Annotated in this window: 21 protein-coding genes and 1 riboswitch; of the genes, 1 reads left to right on the forward strand and 20 read right to left on the reverse strand. The window is 44.4% G+C overall.

Annotation, left to right across the window (positions count from 1 at the left end; translation table 11 throughout):
* Both HYS07_03800 and HYS07_03805 read right to left on the reverse strand, forming a co-directional pair.
* A complete protein-coding gene (locus HYS07_03800) occupies positions 1-414 on the reverse strand; it encodes a peptide chain release factor-like protein (protein MBI1870300.1) in 414 nt (137 codons plus the stop codon).
* 10 nt (positions 415-424) lie between these two features.
* Positions 425-817 carry an HIT family protein gene (locus HYS07_03805; GenBank protein MBI1870301.1) on the reverse strand — a complete coding sequence of 131 codons (393 nt, stop codon included), beginning with the start codon at positions 815-817 and terminating at the stop codon, positions 425-427.
* Positions 818-932: 115 nt separating this feature from the next.
* Here HYS07_03805 and xth point away from each other — a divergent pair, with 115 nt between their 5' ends.
* Positions 933-1703, forward strand: a complete 771-nt coding sequence (gene xth / locus HYS07_03810; protein ID MBI1870302.1) for an exodeoxyribonuclease III — start codon at positions 933-935, stop codon at positions 1701-1703.
* On the opposite strand, the gene HYS07_03815 is transcribed toward xth, so the two are convergent.
* The 18 genes from HYS07_03815 to moaA (HYS07_03900) form a co-directional block, all read right to left on the reverse strand.
* Positions 1661-2251 carry a molybdenum cofactor guanylyltransferase gene (locus tag HYS07_03815; protein ID MBI1870303.1) on the reverse strand — a complete coding sequence of 197 codons (591 nt, stop codon included), beginning with the start codon at positions 2249-2251 and terminating at the stop codon, positions 1661-1663. The two genes, xth and HYS07_03815, sit on opposite strands and share 43 nt — an antisense overlap.
* Before the next feature lie 334 nt (positions 2252-2585).
* Positions 2586-3032, reverse strand: coding sequence for a molybdenum cofactor biosynthesis protein MoaE (locus tag HYS07_03820; protein ID MBI1870304.1), 447 nt, complete (start codon positions 3030-3032; stop codon positions 2586-2588).
* A gap of 1 nt (position 3033) precedes the next feature.
* Entirely contained in the window at positions 3034-3279 is a 246-nt protein-coding gene (locus HYS07_03825) for a MoaD/ThiS family protein (GenBank protein MBI1870305.1), read from the reverse strand.
* Entirely contained in the window at positions 3276-5048 is a 1773-nt protein-coding gene (locus HYS07_03830; GenBank protein ID MBI1870306.1) for a TSUP family transporter, read from the reverse strand. The genes HYS07_03825 and HYS07_03830 overlap by 4 nt, the downstream gene beginning before the upstream one ends.
* A gap of 177 nt (positions 5049-5225) precedes the next feature.
* Positions 5226-6128 carry a bifunctional molybdenum cofactor biosynthesis protein MoaC/MoaB gene (locus HYS07_03835; protein ID MBI1870307.1) on the reverse strand — a complete coding sequence of 301 codons (903 nt, stop codon included), beginning with the start codon at positions 6126-6128 and terminating at the stop codon, positions 5226-5228.
* A complete protein-coding gene (gene moaA, locus HYS07_03840) occupies positions 6125-7144 on the reverse strand; it encodes a GTP 3',8-cyclase MoaA (GenBank protein MBI1870308.1) in 1020 nt (339 codons plus the stop codon). Before moaA (HYS07_03840) ends, HYS07_03835 begins: the two co-directional genes overlap by 4 nt.
* A riboswitch (molybdenum cofactor riboswitch) is annotated at positions 7137-7289 on the reverse strand. (Overlaps the previous gene by 8 nt.)
* Positions 7287-7466 (reverse strand): twin-arginine translocase TatA/TatE family subunit, encoded by a 180-nt coding sequence (locus HYS07_03845; GenBank protein ID MBI1870309.1) that lies wholly within the window; start codon positions 7464-7466, stop codon positions 7287-7289. (Overlaps the previous riboswitch by 3 nt.)
* A 66-nt stretch (positions 7467-7532) precedes the next feature.
* On the reverse strand, positions 7533-7898 hold the full coding sequence (locus tag HYS07_03850; GenBank protein ID MBI1870310.1) for a hypothetical protein: 366 nt from the start codon (positions 7896-7898) through the stop codon (positions 7533-7535).
* Positions 7885-8805, reverse strand: a complete 921-nt coding sequence (locus HYS07_03855) for a hypothetical protein (GenBank protein ID MBI1870311.1) — start codon at positions 8803-8805, stop codon at positions 7885-7887. Before HYS07_03855 ends, HYS07_03850 begins: the two co-directional genes overlap by 14 nt.
* A gap of 150 nt (positions 8806-8955) precedes the next feature.
* Positions 8956-9711 carry a molecular chaperone TorD family protein gene (locus tag HYS07_03860; GenBank protein ID MBI1870312.1) on the reverse strand — a complete coding sequence of 252 codons (756 nt, stop codon included), beginning with the start codon at positions 9709-9711 and terminating at the stop codon, positions 8956-8958.
* Positions 9677-10915 carry a 4Fe-4S dicluster domain-containing protein gene (locus tag HYS07_03865; protein MBI1870313.1) on the reverse strand — a complete coding sequence of 413 codons (1239 nt, stop codon included), beginning with the start codon at positions 10913-10915 and terminating at the stop codon, positions 9677-9679. The genes HYS07_03860 and HYS07_03865 overlap by 35 nt, the downstream gene beginning before the upstream one ends.
* A complete protein-coding gene (locus HYS07_03870) occupies positions 10912-11274 on the reverse strand; it encodes a hypothetical protein (GenBank protein MBI1870314.1) in 363 nt (120 codons plus the stop codon). Before HYS07_03870 ends, HYS07_03865 begins: the two co-directional genes overlap by 4 nt.
* Before the next feature lie 92 nt (positions 11275-11366).
* Positions 11367-14831, reverse strand: a complete 3465-nt coding sequence (locus HYS07_03875; GenBank protein MBI1870315.1) for a molybdopterin-dependent oxidoreductase — start codon at positions 14829-14831, stop codon at positions 11367-11369.
* 15 nt (positions 14832-14846) lie between these two features.
* Positions 14847-16520, reverse strand: coding sequence for a c-type cytochrome (locus HYS07_03880; protein ID MBI1870316.1), 1674 nt, complete (start codon positions 16518-16520; stop codon positions 14847-14849).
* Between the two features lie 110 nt (positions 16521-16630).
* Positions 16631-17947 carry an alginate export family protein gene (locus HYS07_03885; protein MBI1870317.1) on the reverse strand — a complete coding sequence of 439 codons (1317 nt, stop codon included), beginning with the start codon at positions 17945-17947 and terminating at the stop codon, positions 16631-16633.
* An 85-nt stretch (positions 17948-18032) separates the two neighbouring features.
* Positions 18033-18293: a nucleotidyl transferase AbiEii/AbiGii toxin family protein gene (locus HYS07_03890; GenBank protein MBI1870318.1), complete on the reverse strand. Its 261-nt coding sequence runs from the start codon at positions 18291-18293 to the stop codon at positions 18033-18035.
* Positions 18259-18741 (reverse strand): hypothetical protein, encoded by a 483-nt coding sequence (locus HYS07_03895; protein MBI1870319.1) that lies wholly within the window; start codon positions 18739-18741, stop codon positions 18259-18261. Before HYS07_03895 ends, HYS07_03890 begins: the two co-directional genes overlap by 35 nt.
* 200 nt (positions 18742-18941) lie before the next feature.
* Complete coding sequence (gene moaA, locus HYS07_03900) at positions 18942-19922, reverse strand: GTP 3',8-cyclase MoaA (GenBank protein ID MBI1870320.1); 981 nt, start codon at positions 19920-19922, stop codon at positions 18942-18944.
* Positions 19923-20101: the final 179 nt, after the last annotated feature.

Raw genomic sequence — 20101 nt, forward strand, 5'->3', positions numbered from 1 at the left:
CTAAATTTCTCCTCTAACTGCAGAGCGTAAATTCTTTTTCTCCTGTCGCTTCTCCTTATCAACTCGAATCTTCATTTTGAGTTTGCGAGATCTTCTTTTTTTCTGTTTTCGGATTTTATGACGTTCTTTTTCTTGGGCCGAGTGAATTCCCAGAAGCTCTTTTTCAATTTTTTCACAAAGCCTTTTGCGAGCTAAATAGCGATTGAGCCCTTGAGATCGCTCTTCCTGACATTTAATTCTTGTCTTGCTAGGAAGATGGATGAGAACAACACAGCTGGAAACTTTATTGACGTTTTGACCCCCTCGCCCTTGAGATCGGACAAACTGTTCTTCCAGATCAGACTCCAAAATGCCCAAGGCCTTCATTTTCCTTTCGAGCGCTTCTATTTTTTCTTGAGAGACGGGGAAGGGCATCTTAAGACTCCTATAAAAACGCTCTTATTTTTTGGGCGGTTTGGGCAAGTTCTTCTTGGGGAGTTGGCTTTGCGTTGAGGAAATTCAGTTCTCCTCGAACGCCTAGAATAGGAATTAAATGAACATGGGCATGTCGGACTTCCATTCCATAAATCATCACCCCAATTTTCTCACAGGGAATGGCTTTTTGAATCGCATGGGAAACTCTTTTCGAAAAAATCATAAGCCCAGAAAGAAGTTCGTCCTCCAGGTCAAAAAAATAGTCAATTTCTTGCTTGGGAATGACGAGGGTATGCCCCGGGTTGATCGGTTTAATTTCTAAAAATGAAAAATATTTTTCATCCTCCAAAATTTTATGACAAGGGATTTTCCCTTGAATGATTTGGGTAAAAATAGAGGGCATAGAGACAACCTTTTTATATTATTTTATGTTAGATTTAGATTTCAGGAGCTATTATAGCACGAGAGGATCAGCATCGAGGAACAGAGACATCACTAACCTCAACCAGGTTTAATTTATGAATAAGACGACCCGTATTTTGTGCTGGAATGTAAATGGGATTCGAGCCGTTCAGAAGAAGGGCTTTCTCAAATGGTTGGATGAGGAATCTCCGGACATTTTGTGCATTCAAGAAACCAAGGCTCATCCAGATCAATTAGACGCACTTCTTCATCCTCCGGGCTATCAAGTTTATTTTAATTCGGCTGAACGCAAGGGCTATAGTGGGGTCGCGACCTTCACGCGTCAGGAACCCAAAATTGTAAAAACAGGATTTGGGATCCCGCAATTTGATCGTGAAGGAAGAGTGCTTTTAACAGAGTATTCAGATTTTACCCTTTTAAATATTTATTTCCCGAATGGAAAGCGTGATGAGATCAGGCTTCAATACAAATTAGATTTTTATGAAGAAACTTTACGATTTGTTGAAAAGTTAAAGAAGAAGGGCAAGCCGGTAATTATTTGTGGGGATTATAATACGGCTCATCAGCCGATTGATTTAGCTCGTCCCAAGGCCAACGAGAAGATTTCAGGATTTTTGCCCATTGAACGAGCCTGGCTGGATCGATGGATTGAAAAGGGACAAGTCGATATTTTCCGAAAATTTTCTTCTCTCCCTGATCAATATACGTGGTGGGATATGCAGACACGGGCTCGAGATCGAAATATAGGCTGGAGAATTGATTATCATTTTGTTACAGAAAATTTAGTACCCGCTGTTAAAAATGCTTCTATTTTATCTCAAGTTCAAGGTTCCGACCATTGTCCCGTCAGTCTTGAGTTAGCCTGAAAAAGCTCTTTCTTGCTATTCACATTCAGAAAAGGTTTTTGGTTTTGAGTCGCGATCACTTTTTTTTCTGGGATGGATTCTAAAAAATCAATCATGGACAATTGATCTTTATTCATTCTCTCGAAAAGGGTGTGGGAAAGAGCGGGTTCATAAAGGCCTGGAAAGGGTTGAAGAAAACCCTCAGGATGACGAAAGACAGTTATTTTATTTTTCACTTGATGAGAACTCATCAGTGTGAGGAGGCTTTCAAGTGTGACCTCAGGCATGTCACAAGTGAGGACGAGAAGGGACGTGTTTTCAAATATTCGACACGCCGTATAGAGACCTCCTAGCGGGCCTTTCCCAGGAATGAGATCTTGCTCGGTTCTGCATTTTAAGAAGGAATAATTTTGAGTTTCGTTGATGATGATGCAGGATTCAAGATAAAGTTTTTTTAGGATTCTCTCGGCATGTTCCAGCAGCGTGATTCCCTTCCATTTTGCAAATGCCTTATCCTCACCGAAACGGCGACTTTTGCCACCTGCCAGGATGATGCCTTGAATTTTCATGGTTGTCGCCATAAACGTTTGTGGTCACCCGAGATGAATGAAAATAAGCTGTTAATTCAAAATTTAAAAATCAAAATGCAAAATGACATATTAAAATTCAAAATTTCTAATGCTATTGCAAGGGAAACATTTTAAATTTTGATTTGTCATTTTGATTTTTGATATGAAAGTCGGGCTCATTTTGTAGTCGCCCCATTTATGGGGCTGCCGTGTGCCCCTTGCATGGATTGCCCGATGAATCGGGCGACTACAAAAAAAAACACGATGGGGAGAACTTTCATCACACACGATGATCTCGAAAGATCATTAAAATTGGTATTTGATTTTTGGATTTTCATAGTTGGCAGGGAGAAACCCATTCACTGGTTCCGTCCATGTAAACTTCTTTTTTCCAGATGGGAACAGTTTTTTTTATCTCTTCTAAAATCGCTCTACAAGCAGAAAAGGCCTCTGGCCGGTGAGCTGAGGAAACCATGATTACAAGGGCCAACTCACCTACCTCAAGCCACCCAATTCTGTGAACCACCCTCACGTCTTCGACTGAAAAATTTTTTTGGGCTTGCTCAATGATGGAGTGGATTTCTTTTTCAGCCATTTCCGGATAGCATTCGTAAAAAAGTTTTTGGACGCTCTTCCCTTCATCATGATTCCTAACAATCCCTATGAAAAGAACCATGGCTCCGCAAGAGAGAGGGATGGATGTTCTAAGAACCTTTTCTAAACGGATCGGCTCCTGGGTAATAAATTTGAAATTTGAAATTTGAAATTTGAAATTTTCCATCCTATCCTCCGGCCACAGGGGGAAGAAGAGCCAAAGTATCTTGATCCTGAAGCCTCTCGTCTCCTTGGGCCCAATTTTCATTGAGGCCGTAAAGAAGGGGGAGAGAAGCCAAAGATTTTAGCCTAGATTCTTCAAAGAGAATTTTTAACGCTTCATCAATGGTCATAGCCTCAGGCAAATCAAGGATACGCTTGTCTTGACCAAAGATATCTCTAAGTTGTGCAAAGAAAAGAACTTTTACTTTCATTTAGGATGGCCCCCTCTTATAGATTCTAACCCCTCCATCTCCCCTTTGAAAAAAAGGGGAGGGCACCCCACGTTTCCATGGGGGAGTAAATCAACCGTTACCCTTTCTCCCTTTTTAAGGATCCGATTTTGGGGCTCGACTAAAATCAAACTGTTTGCAGCGTGTAATGAAGAAATCATGTGCGAACTCTGATGTTGAAGTGGTATCACTGTTGTTTTCCCATGATTTTCCAGAGTCATTGCTTTTAGAAAGAGAACTTTACTGGGATCCGCCTGAATATCTTTTTCAAGAATGGCTTTTTGTCGGGGGAGAGAGGCGTTTTGAAACCCTGACATGCGAGAGAGAACGGGATAAATATATTCATAAAAGCAGGTGAAAACAGCGGCAGGATTTCCTGGAAGGCCAAAGATAAGCTTATCACTTTTTCTTCCAAAGAAAAGGGGTTTGCCTGGTTTTTGAAGGACTTTCCAGAAAAGAGAGCGAACATTCAGTTCCTTTAAAACATCTTTCACAAAATCATAGTCTCCCGTAGAGACTCCACCGGTGAGAATGACAACATCATTTTGAGCAAGTGACTGTTGAATTGTTTTTTTTAGAGCATGAGGCTCATCTTTTACCGTTTTGACGAAAGAAGGGTGGATCCCCATCATTTGAAGTGCAGATGAAATCATCCAGGAATTGCTATCATAAATTTTTCCAGGGCTTAATTTCTTCCCAACAGGAACAAGCTCGCTTCCTGAAACGATGAGAGCGACCTCAGGTTTTTTAAAGACTTTTATACTTTCTTTTCCCAGCGAGGATAAAATCCCCAGGGTTGCGGGATGAATGTAAGAATTTTTATGGAGGAGGAGGGTCCCTTTTTTAACTTCTTCTCCCCGGTAACGGATATTTTTTCGTTGAGGCATGAATTGATCCATCACGAGATGATTTTGTTTAACATCAGCATTTTCCTGGGCAAGAACGGTATTGGCTCCCTTTGGAATCATGGCCCCTGTCATGATTCGATAAGTCCCTAATTCTTTGAGATCTTTGAGTGGATCTCCAGCCTTGATTGTTCTAACGATTTTAAGTCGGACGGGTTTTTCAGCGCTTGCGGTTTGTGTGTCCTCGGATCTGAGTGCAAAGCCATCCATGGCAGAGTTGTCCCAGAGGGTTAGCGCAGTCAAGAGATGGGTATCAACATGGCCCCATTTGAGATGTCCCAGAAGTCCTGAAACTGAGTTAACAAAAATAAAGCAACTTGCACAGGCGCCTGCTTCTTTTAATTCAACCCATCGCATCATGAGAAGGAGAGGGCTTAAGAAAATTCCGCCACCGATCCCTAAAAGTCCGGAGATAAAGCCAAGCCCTCCTCCCAAAGGGAGGCCCAGGAACCAAGTTTTTTTCCAGGAAACAGGCATTGTATTTTCAAATTTTTTTTCAGAAATAAACATACGTAGGGCCACAGCCAAGAGGGCAAGCCCCAGTAAAAAAGAAAAAAGTTCTTTTGAAATGGAGATGGATCCACCGAAATAGGCCAACGGAATCGACGTCACCATAAAAGGTATGAGGATACGAAATCGGAAATAACCTGCACGATAATGGTTCCAGAATCCAGCGCCTACGACCATGAGATTACATATCAGTGCCGTAGGTGGAATATTTTGATAGGGAAGTCCGGTCAAAACGAGAATAGCCAAATAAGACGAACCCCCTCCAAAGCCTACCATCGAATAGGAAAAGGCGATGATAAAGAATACGATAGGAAGCCAAAAGGTGAGATGGTTCATACGCATACTTTCATTTTGTTGCGAAAACAAATCCAAAATTCTGAACAAATCCAAAATCCAAAAATCAAAATGCAAAATGACAATGCAAAATTCAAAAATTTTCCAGCGCTATTGTGAGGGAAGTATTTTAAATTTTGATTTGTCATTTTGATCTTTGATTTTTGGATTTTGATTTCATCAATGCCCTAAACCTCTCATCATTTTGTAGCCATGTAAAATAGACGGAAAAATCGCATTCAGGCCTTCACGTACCCCATTGGAAGATCCCGGGAGGTTTACGATGAGTGTATTTCTCTTTTGTCCTGCAAGACCTCGAGAGAGCATGGCGTAAGGGGTACGCTTTTGTCCGTAAGAACGTGCGGCTTCCATGATCCCAGGGATTTCACGATCGATAATTTCTTTTGTAGCTTCTACGGTAACATCTCTAGGGCCTAGCCCTGTTCCTCCGGTTGTTAAAATGAGATGAATATCCTGTTCGCAGAGTTCTTTCAATTTTTCTAAAATAAGATTTTTGTCATCGGGGAGGATGATATAGCTTGGATGAATCCCGTAACTTTCGAGTTTTTCTTGAATGATTCTCCCAGAGGTATCTTGACGCGTTTTCTTAAATGTTCCATCAGAGGTAACAATAATTGCAGCGGAGAAATTTTTGGGAATCACCTCTTTAAAATCTGTTTTTCCTCCTTTTTTCTCAATCAATTTTGTTGAAATAATTTCCATCTCTTGATCAATGGCTTTGAGCATATCATAAAGGGTTAAGGTTGCAATCGAAGCAGCTGTCAGAGCCTCCATTTCAACCCCTGTTTTCCAAATGGCTTGAACCGAGGCTCTCACGACAATTTGTTTCTCCTGGACATCAAACTCAATTTCCACAAAGTCAATGGGAAGGGGATGACAATAGGGAATCAATTCCGAAGTTTTTTTTGCAGCTGTGATTCCCGCTATTCTTGCAACCGCGAGCACATCTTTTTTAGGAACGTCATTTTGGAGAAGTCGCTGAATGGTTTCTGGTCTAGCCACAATCGTGCTAGAGGCCGTTGCTACCCTAAAGGTATCTATTTTATCTGTAACAGATTTCATCCGCCAATGCTCCGAATATAAGGCATTTCGTCTAAAGCTAAGGGAACGCCGTCCCTATCTTGAAAGGGCTGGTCATAGAAGAGGGGGTTCCCCCTGGGTTTTATTTTTACGGCGTGCAAGACCGCCGCAATGATTTCTTCATCAGGCCGATTTTCCTTCAAAAGTTCTTTTAAAGAAACTTCCTCATGAGAAAAAAGACATGGACGAATTTTCCCATCGCTTGTCAGTCTTAAACGCGAGCAGCGATCACAAAAAGGTTCCGTTAAAGAGGCAATGAATCCCAATTTTCCCTTGCCATTTCGAATGTGAAAGGTTTGGGCAACATTGTCTCCTCTTTGAAAATCCTCTGCCAAATCATATTTCTCTTTCACGAGACTTCGAACTTGAGCCATCGGCATGAAAAGATTTTTCTGCCAGTTTGAACCGCAAAGCGGCATGAATTCTAAGAAACGAATCTCCAAGGGATAGTCAAAGGCCAAACTCACAAAGTTAAGAATTTCATGATCATTCACACCCTTCAGGACCACCATGTTTAATTTTAGAGGGAATGCCTCTTCAAGGGCACCCATGATGGAGCGAAGAACAGCCTCATCATCATGGGTGCGCGTCACTTTCCTGAAGCTGACGGCCTCCAAACTATCGAGGCTGATGTTGATCCGGTCTAGCCCCGCTTGTTTGAGAGGCTTGACAAACGTCGAGAGCCGGCTCCCATTGGTTGTTAACGAGAGATCCTTAATCCTTCCAATTTCTTTAATGCCTCTCACAATATCAAGAATGTCTTCCCTTAAGAGTGGCTCACCTCCCGTCAGTCGGACCCGCTCAATACCCAGGCGACTCATAATCTGGACCAGACGGACGATTTGGGTTCCCGTGAGGATATCATGAGCTGGCAAAACGGGCAACCCTTCTTCAGGCATGCAGTAAAGGCAGCGAAAGTTGCAGCGGTCGGTTAAAGAAATTCTGAGATAGTTAACGCGCCGACCGAAGGGGTCGGTCAATCTATGAGGATAGACCATTTTTTCTTCTCCTTTGCAATTCACCCCGACGTTACGTCGGGGATCGGGAGGCGCTTACGTTTCCGCCAAAGCGCCCTCGGTCTGATTCCCATATCCTTATCTTTATAAGAGACTTAGGAAATCAGACTCGGAGATTTGCTTTCTATTTTTCTTCTTTTTCTTCGGACTTTACGTCTTTCTCAACGTCTTTCAGACCCTTTTTAAAAAGTCTTATCCCCTGTCCAATCGACTTGGCTAACTCAGGGATTCTTTTCGGGCCAAAAAGAATAAGAAGAATCGTCAAAACGATGAGAATTTCTGTCCAACCTATTCTTCCGAACATAAGGTTCCTTTCCCAGACTTAAATCAGGATGCTAAAACACCTGCAAATAAAGTTTTATGATCAAAATCATAAAATTTTATCTTCTGTTGTCCTGAGATCTACCATCCAAACAGCTGGAGTATCGTTCACTGTCCGGCATGCGATTTCACACATCCCGCAACCGTCGCAGATCAATGGGATGATCATCGGTCTTAGATCCTTTATCTCAATGGCTCTGTCACGATGCGGACAGGCCACATAACAAAGCTGACAATTCAATCCCGCCCAAGCCAGACAACGGCTGACATCAATTCTGGCAATTTTGGGCTTATTTTCTTTCGACTTTGAACTTTGAGCGAATTCGTTTGTAACAGATCTCAATTCATTCAAGAAAAACTGAGGAAATGATTTAAAAAATTCACGGCGACTCGTCAAAAAATCAGGCAGTTTCATGTATAACCCTCGCCTTGGATAAATACAGCTCAAAACATTGCCGGCAAATGCTGGAAGACAAAAGCCACTCAGGAAAGTCTTTTCTAATTTCATTGATAACCAAGGTTTTTTCTTCTAATTCCTCCCAATTGAACTTGTCAAGATATGGAAATCCACACAATGAGCAGTGAAAACTCTCCCGTCGCCCTGGTTTCCCAGATTCAGCCTCTTTTGCAACCTGTATCAATTCACCCTGAGTCAGCGACCGACTGCTGAAGAGATTTTGAAATACATTCTCTTGTTTTCCATCACTCCAGGAAGAAAAGGCTTTGTTGAAACTTGCTCGCAGTTCATCTGGAGTTATATGAGAAAAGTGACCCGCCCCAATAATGCGCTTTGTGATATAAATATTCCACAAAAGGCGAAAACGATCACGCGCGAGGTCATTTTCCACTTCACAAAATCCCCCTAGATCAGCATCCGTAGAATATTGAAAAGAGGGATCCAGCATATCGGAGATATGAAACAGTTCATGGCGCAAGAAAGACTCGAAAAAAAGAAGATTTTCTAGTCCAACAATCCGAAGACCCAAAAGGACCGTCTTTAAATTTCCATCTACATATAGTTGAGCACCCTCTCCTTTTCGATTCCACACCGTCTTAACAAATAAAAGCATGCTTGAGTCATTCAGTAGATGAAATTCTGAAATCACATTCTCAAAAATGAAACGCAATCCCAGCTTTGAAAAGAATTCTTCAAAGAAACTATGGAATTTTTTTTCTCTCTCAAGGCCTTGGAAATGTTCGTAGATTTGGATTCTTTGAAGGTGGAACGAGTCCACAATGGGCTGATCCCCTCTTTTCTCAAGGGAACGAATCCCAATAAATACCGCTTCTTCAATAAAAGAGGGCTCGAACTTTAAGTTCATGACCTTTATGTTCCAAGACTGTATTGATTCATATGTCCAGGCTGCTCAAAAAGAGCCAGTTTCAAGGCGCGTGCAAGCGACCGCGGAGGCGTACGTTTGATGGTACGCCGCACAAGGGAGCGCAGCACGCAACGCAGAAAATGGCCTTTTTCAGCAGCCTGCCAAACAAGAAACGCATCCCGTCTCCAGCTTCTCTTGTATCCTGCGAATAGGTAAATCTCTCGGGCCAGGGTTCACGTCTGATTTTTCGCAATCACTCACAATGAAACAAAAAGCAAACTCAGCAATAGAATGCATCAATCCAATACCCACAGAATTGGAAAGACGAACCGTAAGGCCAGGCAGCCACCGTCCCAGATGGTTTTCCAGGAAGCTCTTTGCAGCATCTCGACAAACAAAAGCCTTCTCTTCACCGTGATTCTCTAGCGCATACGCAGTCTTATAAAGGAGGTAATACATAAATTCGCATTCCGAAGAGACGTGATCTACTCTTTCGCGTGCAGTGTCGGCCGCCTTCAGGCCAAAGGCTTGATAAAAAGCTGAAATATCGGAGAGTTCCTGAGGTTGACGATGACTGTGTTCCTCCCCATACTCTAATTCATAGGCAGGGACTTTCCCACATGCGGTATGTCCAAAAGTTCTTTCGTAATGTTGAGTCCATTCTTCGTCACTTGACGCATGAAGTTGTTCCAACAGGGACTTCAAAATATTTTTCAGTTCATTGGCTCGTGGAATACGCGCAACGTCTAACCAATGTTCCCAATTTGAACCCGTCTCACTTACAAACGCCCGACCGAGGCCTGAGCTGGGATGTCTAAACAAAGAGGCTAGAAGCTGATAGAAAAAACTCCTTCCCAAGAGCTCGTCAATTTCAGATAGAGTTTTGATGTTTGTCGGGCCGGACATAAAACGGTTCCTCCACTTGTGTTCGAATGATTTCACTTCCCTCTTGGTTAAAGCCGATGACGGTATCGTTATACATCTTAAAGGGCTTTCCATGAATTTCTGTTTCATAGACCTTCGGGCCTTCTTCTATTTCATAGCGAAAAATAATCTTGTTCGTTTTTCTGAATAGCTGAAGGACCGCCAAAAGTTCACGGTCAGGGACTTTGTAAGATTCGATAGCCTGATCCACGCCCGGACCGAACATTTGCGCTAGATAGCTCCTGGGCACCCAGCGCGGCGGGATATAGTAGCCATTAGGCTGAGTCCCAAATTGAGGATAAAGGGGGAGCGCCACCTTGGCAATCTTCACCAAATAATAAATGGGGTTATAACGGTCTTGGGCCCACTCGCCATCCTCCCCCATCTTCACAAGTCCTTGAAGCCGGATCTGGCCAATGCAGGCCGCCATGCAGCGGGTTTCCAGAGGTTGACCATTTGATTCTGGATCCTTCCCTTCGAGGCGAGGGAAACATCCAATACATTTTTCTGTGACGCGTGTGGTGGGCCGATACATGGCCTTTTTATAGGGACAGGCCTCAACACACTTGCGATAGCCCCGGCAGCGTTCTTGATCTACCAAAACAATACCGTCTTCGGGCCGCTTGTAAATGGCATTGCGCGGGCAGGCCGCCAAACACCCGGGATACGTGCAATGATTGCAAAGCCGGGCCAAATAAAAAAACCAAGTCTTGTGAACGGGAAGAGAGGTCCCTTCCGTATCGTAGGTGTCGGGCTTTCCTGGCCTTGAGACCGCTGTGTCCTCATATATATTTGGGAAACGCCACTCCTCATCTGTCGGTAGATAACCCAAAACCCTCTGGGGTTCAGCTCCAATATTTTTTTGAGCGGCCTCGAAAATCGTCTTTCCCTCGAAAATATCGCCCCTCCATTTCTGAGCACCCGGGTTGGCCTGCTCCAATAGATTCAACAATTTGACATCCCAGAATTGGGGATAGCCACCGTAAGGTTTTGTCTCTACATTGTTCCACCACATGTATTCCTGCCCTTTGGAAAAGGTCCAGGTCGTCTTGCAAGCGAATGAGCAAGTTTGACAAGCGATGCAGCGGTTTAAATTAAATACGAAGGCAAACTGTCGCTGAGGGTAGTGTCCCACATGAGGATATTCCATCTTGCGATTTAATTGCCAGTTGAATACCTGACTCATATTTCTTTTCCTCTATCTTCTGTCTTCTGTCTTCTGTCTTCTGTCCTCTGTCTTCTGTCTTCTGTTTTAGGCTGCCACATTCTTATTGCTTCTTGGATCACAGATAGCACAAATGAATCTCCCTTTTGACGCCACACAAGATGCGGCCCCAGATAAAAGGGATTTCTAAACATCGCCAGGAGCTTTTCCTCGTTCCAGCCATCGCGGGCGAATTCCTCCGCATAACAAAGTGCCATATCTCGAACTTCAGCTTCACTCTGGAGAGAGAATTCAACTCCGACCATTTCCATAGGATCTTCAGGATCCAGTTCTTTGTTCACATGAAAATCCCCACGTTCGCAAATTTGTAGTCGCCCCATTTATGGGGCGCCTTACCCCTGGCATGAATTGCCCGATGAATCGGGCGACTACACAAGCTTGAACAATTTGTGAGCCATGGCTCATGAATATTTCACCATTCCTCACTCTCCTCCCCGCCCATCTTTATAAATCCTCCGTCCAGATACTTTTTCATGAGTTCGTTTTCGCTCGAGGGAGTAAAGCCCGTTGTCGCGGGCTTCCAAATTCCAATGCCCCCCAGCCCTCCGTCCTCGGCTTTTGTAATCCGAACCAGGGCCTCCTTGGGAACAGTGTTCACCGCGTGATTATCTGATTCTCCTCCAAAGATAAATGAGAGGTTAACCTTGGCCTTATGAAATAAGGTGTCCGTCTGATGCATCGGCATATGCCAATTGCGTGTCACACTCTGCTGGGATCCATAGCGGTAATTCGCCTGATAGGCGCCCCCTTCAGAGAGCGCTCTTTTGTCGGCCCGAGTCTCATGCGCCTTTACAGATTTTTCTGTCGCGATATAAGTCCCGTGCTTCATCATCACGGTATTGTAGGGAAAAGCTGGGTTATACTTCACTCGCAGCATGAGCCGAGCCACTTTATAAAATGGGTCGCTCGGCTTAGCACCTACATAGGGCCGATCTGCTGGATTTGCATCCACATAAACGTAATCCCCGTCATTGATGCCAAGATCTCTGGCCGCTTCAGGATTCATATGAATTTGCTGTTCGCCGACACCGGGCGTACGCTTGTCCATACGATACGGGTCCCCAAAATTCGAATCCCAAATTTCATGCCAATCTACATTGCTCCATAAAGAATGCACCCTGTGACGGCTTTTGGGTGTCAGGCAATAAAACTTAAAGCCCCGCTCCCAAAGAAAATTCTTCGTTTGCTTTACCTTCTCCCAAGGAAGCTTGACGTTTCGTACCGTTCGCTCATCCCAATGTTGAGCTGTTTGGGCAATGCCGTAGTCATTGGGCCGAACAAAAGGGTTTGAACTGACAATCACGTTTGGAAGAAAAGGCGTTGCCTCCGGTCCCTCTCGATGAACAATGAAGTTCTCCCCATATTCGATGGCTTCGGGAACATCCGTATAGGCGTTTAAACGACCTGTATCGGTGAAGAATGGCTGGTCTTCATGAACTTGTTCCCAAAACGGAACTCTGGGGTACGTTCTAAAGAGCATCAAAGCCCCGCCCGGGGGCCCGTAAATGCCAGCCATGATGTCTTCGAGTTTGTATCCCGCCGTCGTTGTAGAGGTATCAAGAAGTCGCTGAATGTAAACTTCCCGCTGGCCCTCCAGTGCAAATTTCCAATAATCGTAGAATCGAATATCCCCAGTAAGCTCTCCCAGTTTTTCCGCGATTCCAGCCAAAATCATGATATCGTCTCGACTGTCGAATATGGGCTTAATTCCGCCTTTCCAAATCTGCAGGAAAGGATTGGAGCAGGAAGCCGTTACCTCGAGACCCTCAAACTCCATCCAGCTATTGGCCGGCAGGGCAATGTCGGCATATTCTATTGAGGCCGTCATTTGAATATCAATCGAGACAATCATTTCCACATTCGGATTCACATTTTTTATCATGTCGTAGGCGTGTTTCGCGTTATTGATAAGATTGACATTGGTAAATATCATCGCCTTCGTGGGTGAGGGCATGTGAGTTTGCCCCGTAAAGACCTTTCTTCCCTCATTGGGCGTATTCACGATAAGAGGCCGATCCCCGTGATTCCAATAAGCCGGTTCTTCATCCTTGAAGAAGGGTTTCACATGCACATCTTTACCGGGTGCGCTGGGATCGAGTAGTGGATGAAAAGGATTTTCTGCCACCCAACCTTTGAAACCATAGCCCGTCCAAGGAGATCCTTGGAACAAAGCTGCCTTATAGTTTCCGGCCCACGTGTGACAGCCCGCACCTGGTTTACCGATATTTCCCGTGAGCATCAGAGGCAAATAGGCCGCGCGGTTCATTTCAGTTGCGTGAAACCAGTGGTTGATCCCTTCGCCCTGATGGATCGATGCCGGCTTAATGGTCGCAAGATCTTTAGCCAACTGTTCAATCAGATGTTTTGGCGCTTTCGTCATATCGGCAACGCTGTCAAGGTCATAATCCTTAAGATGAATCTCATAAAGAGAAAAGAGTGTCATGACCTCCACTTCACTTCCGTCAATCGCCTGAACTTTGAATTTTCCCTGAAGTGCGGGTCTAATCCCTTTTTTGGCAAATTGTTCGCCAACATCGTCTCGAGTCAATGCGGCGGGCGCATTTTTTAATTCATCCCATACTACAAAGTCTCCGAGTTTCTGATACTGTTCATCTTTCAATCCTTGATACTTGAAACTCGGACCCTCTTTTGAAAGACCCAGGGTGTAATCTTTAAAAATTTCATGTGCCCTTAAACGCTTTAAATTATCCGTACGGATAAGCAATGGAAAATCTGTGAACTTCTCGATAAAATCGCGATCATACCAGCCCTTATCGATCATGAGACGCGCAATTCCCAGAAAAAAAGCAGCATCCGTCGCCGGGCGAATGGGAATCCAATAATCTGATTTTGTTGAGGGTGGGCTATATTCTGGAGTAATGGTAACGAGCTTCGCTCCGCGTTCCATGCACTCAATAAACCAATGGCTGTCTGTAATTTTATTTTCAACAAGATTTTTTCCCTGCTGAATAATAAGTTTACTGTTTCGAAGATCGTTGAAATCGCAGTCAGAGGCCTGGAGGCCATGAACCCAGGGATGTCCAGGTGCCTGATCTCCATGCCAGGTATAATTGGACCAGGTCCGACCCGCCTTTGCGTCCTCTTCCTTCACACCTCGGATATGCGTATCAAGGATGGCCATCGTGTTTGCCAGGCGATACATCCCGTATTTTCCGAAAACGCCTAAGAGTCCCATCCCGCCGCGAAATTTCATGGTTCTAGTCCCGGCCCCCTCCATGGGCAAGAGCATCTCTTCCGGATACCCCTCGGCCAGCAGCTTCTTCTTCCCCTCCTCATTGCTATAACGCTTTGCGATGGCCGTGAGGCCCTTGGCAATATAGGTATTCGCTTCATCCCATGTGGCCTTATCTAGAGTATCGGTTCCTCTGGAGTCAAATTTGTATTTGGACTTCAATTCAGGTGTTAGATCCGGAAAGCCTGCATCTGCCCATTCCTTCCAGCCTCGGCGTATGATCGGGTACTTGAGACGATAAGGCCCGTACATTAATCGGTGAAATGTGAAGCCCTTCTCGCATTGACGGGGATTCCAGTTGGGGGTGGCCTTATTCCCGTAGAGATCCCCATAAGTCTCATAGTCATATTGTGATCCCAAACGCACCACAATACCGTTACGGACAAAGGCCTTAGCTCGACAGGCATGTGTGTCATTGGGGGAACAGACCCATGAGAAAGTGCTATCGTAACGATATTGATCCCGATAAATTTTCTCCCAATCTCTGTTGGGATAATACTCCAGAGGATTTGTGATTTCAGGAATCACCTCAAGAGCCGAAAGCGAAAGATTTTTGAGCCCCAGGCTTAAGCCAATCGCGGTAGCGCCGGTTCTTTTGATAAATTGCCTTCTAGTGATTTCCATTGCAAACTCCTATTGTTAAATTTCCAAATCGTTCCAGATAGAAATCATCTTTTGACCATTTCGATCTTTTTCGGAACCATCCCATATTGCAAATGCAAAACTAAAAGAAACTCCAGGCTCAAATTGCAATCTTTCTTTTTCCTGGGTCTCGAGCTTTCTTTTGAATACCACTTGCCATGTCCCATCACTCCAAACACCTTTCGCATCAACCTTCTCAAGTTGAGGCCTCATTGTTGTCAGCGTCCCCGCTCCTTGGGCTCTTGCTTCCTCTGCCGCCACTTCTGGAGCTGGATTTGAAAGAGGATTTCCAGCGCCCCACCCCGTAATAAAATGAGGGTCATGAAATTTTGTCTTGGAATCCTTTGTTTCAAACGAACTGCCATATTGATAGTTTTTTTGAGCCTCGTACCAGTCTGTAGCAGTATTCGGATATTGCATTTCAACATCTTTCCATTCTTTCATGTCTTCCTGCCAAGATGCCTTCCAATGCCAGATGGATACTGGACTTTGTGCACTCCCCATTCCAAAAAAGGGCGGATCTTTTTCTGCAGAAAATTGAACTGCGGCCCCATCTGAAAAAGACTGTGGATCTAATGTCGAGATATCCTTTGTCGCATCTTTCCAACTCAAGAGAATTTCAATATCCTCGTCACTGCACAGTACGCTCACATCAACCCCTTCCACTCTGGTGTTCCTCCACCATAAGGGGGTTAAAGAGACAAAGGAAGGTCTTGCGGTTTCCCAGTAAGGAGCCAAAGGATTGAGATCCAGTTTTTCCTTTGTTCTTAGCGCAACTATTTTCACCCGATGAACCCTTGAGCGCTCTTCTGCTTCCGGTTGGGGCAAAGTCTGAACATAGTGAATCAAGTCCCAAATCTGATCATCTTTAAGAGCTCTGGCGTAACTTGGCATGGGAGAACCCGGTAAGCCTGCAACGATTCGATCATAAAGAGCACTCGAATTTGATTCCCCCTTAAAAATGCCAGACGTGAGGTCTCTGGGTTTGGTGGGGAAGCCCAAACTATCTTTCATCATTTGCTGTCCATCTCCCTTACCCTCCGGGCCATGACAAGAAGCGCACGCCTTTACAAAAAGCTCTTTCCCTCGCTCGATACTCTCTGGATTAACCGCAGGCTCATTCGGCACTTGAATCACAATTTTAGGATCCACGGCCGTCGCTAACATCTTCTCGATTGTCTTCCAAGAGACCCCCTTCACCTCAGGAAAAATCTCACCTCGCTTCACGTCATTTTGATATTCTGCCAAATACCTCACGTAATAGACCAAGGCCCAGCGGTCTTGATCACTCAAGTGCTCCCAAGAAGGCATGGAAGAACCGGGCATTCCTCGGGTGATCGTCTCAAACAAATCTTCATCGGTCGCCTTCATTTGAGTCGTAGAAATAAGACGAAATTCATTTCGAGTGAAGTCACGCGGTTTCGGATAAAGAAGATAAGCGGCCGGACCATCCCCCGCCCCCTGAGGCCCATGACAAACCGCACATTGCTTTCCAAACAAGGCCTTACCCTTCACAAACGCTTCCTGTGTCGGAACAGGTTTTTCAATGGGAGATGGATCCCCACTTCTTTCTGATTCCTGTGCAAAGATAAAAATGGGGAAAGCTGAAAATAACAAGAAAACGAAAAGGCAGATCACCGTCGCAAAAACTCTTCTGTGGTTCTGAATCATCGCAAGCCCTTTGGAGACTCTTTTTTTTAAAACTTGGGTACACTATGGAGGATGAAAGATAGGATGTATATGATTTAAATCACATTTTCCTCGTTGTGGGAGAGACAGTCTTAGAATGCAGTTGTGACCTGGAAATAAAAAAAGTTTCCGTCATGGGCAGTCCCCGTATCAGAAAGGAAATCCCCTGCAAAGAAATGGGAATAGCCCAAGAGGACTCCTACCTGGGGAGAGATTGTATAGTTCAAGGTAAAATCCAATTCCTGTCCCACCTCATCACTCACGTTGGGACTTTCCGCCGTTCTTGTCGCTTGACGAGCCGCATTGTAAAGGGAATCAGAGGTTTCATCCAGGAAGAGGAAATGCCAGTCCAGTTTCAGAGTCCATTGGGAGAGGGGTTTGACGCTCAGCGAGCTAATAAAATCATTGATGTTTTGAAGGCTGGCGAGGTCCATGGTGCCATAAAAGAGATGATTCGTGGGAAATAAATTGTCAAAGGTATTGCGCTTAGGGTCTTGGGCATCTTCATCGCCAGAGGCGTGGTCAAATTCAAAGGCCACACGCGGCGACCCAGACAAATCAAAGGTATATCCCAGGATTCCAATGAACATCCAGGCAGAGATATCTTCTCGCCCAAAGTCGCCAAATTGATAAGCTGATTCCAATTGATAGTCCAAACCGATCGGTTGTTTTCCAGCCAGACGTGCGCCTACCGACGATTCACTGAGTTCGTCAGAGCCAACGTTGGGGCCAAAGGCAATGGGGCGGTCGGTGTCTCTCAAAAAATAATACAAATCAAAGGTGTGGTCCGGGACCATTTGACAAGACCCATATAAACCGATCAGATTGTCCTCATCATCCCATTCATTAAAAATAGTAGAGGGATCCATCTTCACTTTTCGTGCTGCGAAGGCGTCTATCCTGGCTTTTTCGAATGAGTAAAAAATCTTTGCGGCATCAAAGCTTTGGGCCACATTGGACCAGTTAAAAGCCCCGATCAGGCGTTCCGATCCGTAGAGAAGTTCCTGGCGACCCACGCGCAGTCCGATCCCTTTTTTCATAGGGTCATAAAGCTCAACATAGCCTTGTCTTAAGTCAATGGGGTCTTCAAACGGGGCGTCATTGGCAAAATCGGAACTTGCGATGCGTGCGTCTTGAAATTGGACAAAGCCCCGTGCATAGGGGAGGGGGTCCAGCTGAAGATTTAAGCGGGTTCTAAAAAGATGAAAGACATCCTCATCGTCTTTCGCATCGTCAAAATCAAAATTGTCTCTTGCCTCCAGGCGATACCGAAACTCTGCTGAGACTTTAACCTTGTTTTCGACTTTCTTCGGAATCAAGGTTTGTAAACGCCACTCGCCCAAATCGGCTCCCAAAATAGAAGATTCACAAAATGCCAAGAACACCATCATTCCCAAAATCTTTTTCATGAGGCCCCTTCCCCGTTTTTAAGTTTTGAGAAGCTTATCAGGGTCTAAAGGCGCTGATTATGATGTAAATCATATTCTAACCGCTTTAATTCATCCTCCAAAAACATGAGCGTTTCAGTTTTAAGCGTCTTTCTAATCTTTTTCGAATCGCGGCAAATTGGTTTTTCGTCCCTTCCAGATCAAAATCCAAATCTACAGAAAAACGGTCTAAATAATCCAACATGGCCGCACATGTCCCCCCTTTGAACCGCAAAAATTTTAACAGTTCTATGTCATCAGCCAGGGCTGTCAAAATCCTGCAGAGCCAAGCTTTATGAACGGCATCCCTTGGATGAGGTAGGAGCATATCGGTCCCTTGTCAGTGAATAGCCAATGTTTTTTTGAACTCGCTCGATGATATCCCAATCAATGGGTCTATCAAAATGAAACTCTGGATTGAAATAAAGCATATCCACAATGGCCCTTTCCTTGATTGCCATTCGAACTTCATCACGTACCTCGATTCCAAAAGGGTGAAACAAAAATCTATCTTGAAGCCGTCGACTTCGATAGGTCTCGTTTCCTATTGAGAAACAACGTGATTTTGAACTGACCAGCGTCATATCCTTAACCGCTGAGTTAATGAACCCATGTTGGGATAGAACCGTTTCACAACTCACATAAGCATACTGATGAAGGGCCTTGATCCCTAAAGCAAGTGGATTGACATGATCGAGGGGAAGGGTCGTATACATTCCTTTGTAAATGCGATACAGTATTTTTTTTTGGGTATAGCGCTTCAGCGTTGTATACAAGGTGTGTTGTATACAAGGTGTTTGGATGACTCACGTGCCAAAGCACGGCCAAGTCCTGAGCATGAAAGATTTTTTCTTTTTGTTGAAGGAGAACCGCTATATTTCTCATATTTTTATCCTGTACTGATATGTACAGAATAAAATATAACGATATTCTGGTCAAAAAGAAAAAGGACAAGGCCGGCCCCGATCCGCGGTTTTTACCCTCCCACCTTCGACATTTGAAAGTCATTGTGTCGGACGGTAAAATTATTTAAGAAATGTTCTTCGGGTCTAACAAAGACCACCTGTTGAATTTTCTTTTTGATCTCGTCGAGGGGAGTTCCAGTTCTTAAAAGGTGTTTTAAATCCAAGTCTTCTTTCCCATGAAGGCATGTTTTAAGCGCCCCATTGGCCTTTAAACGAAGGCGGTTACAACGGGCGCAAAAAACATTTGAAAGGGGGCTGATAAAGCCCACTTTTGCGTTCGTTCCTACAATTTCAAACACTTGAGCCGGTGAAGAAAAATAAGTATCCATAGGTTTTAGCATAAATTTTTTTTCAATGATTCTCTTTGCTTCTAGAGAACTAAAAAACCTTTCTCTAGGGTCTAATTGAACAGAATCATAGGTGGTCATCAACTCAATAAAACGAATTTCGATCGATCTTCCAATCGCAAAGTGCACCAAATCCAAAATTTCATCGCTGTTTATGCCTTTCATGAGAACGGTATTTAATTTAACGGGATTTAATCCACAACTTAAAGCTTCATCAATCCCTTCCAGGACATCATAAAGTTTGTCCATCCGTGTAATCTTTTGAAATCGATCTTGCTTAAGCGTGTCTAAGCTGATGTTCACTCGATCGAGCCCCGCTTCTTTAAGCTCCCGGGCCTTTCCTTTGAGTAATACGCCATTGGTGGATAAGGCCAATTCTTGAATCCTGCGAATCTTTCTAATTTTAAAAACCAGCTCTTCAATATGGGGCCTCACCAAAGGCTCACCCCCAGTGATGCGGACCTTTGTAATTCCAAGCTCTGAAAAGCATCGGATGATGCGAGCCATTTCGTCGTAAGTTAGAAGCTCATTCCAGGGATCAAATCCAGCGCTCTGGGCAGGCATGCAATAAAGACATCGCAGATTACAGCGATCCACCACTGAAATTCTTAAATACGAAAGTATGCGGCCAAATTGATCGGTCATAGATGTCACCACATTTTAAGTTGCTGATCTCCTCCCCTTTGTAATTAATTCCAATGATCTTTCAAGATTACCGTGTGCGATGAAAGTTCTCTCCATCATTTTTTTTGTAGTCGCCCGATTTATCCCCCCACCCAATCCAGCTGTTATCGTTAGCACGTTCGTAAGCTTATGACCCGTGC

This window comes from Chlamydiota bacterium (assembly GCA_016178055.1).
Classification (GTDB): Bacteria; Auribacterota; JACPWU01; order JACPWU01; family JACPWU01; genus JACOUC01.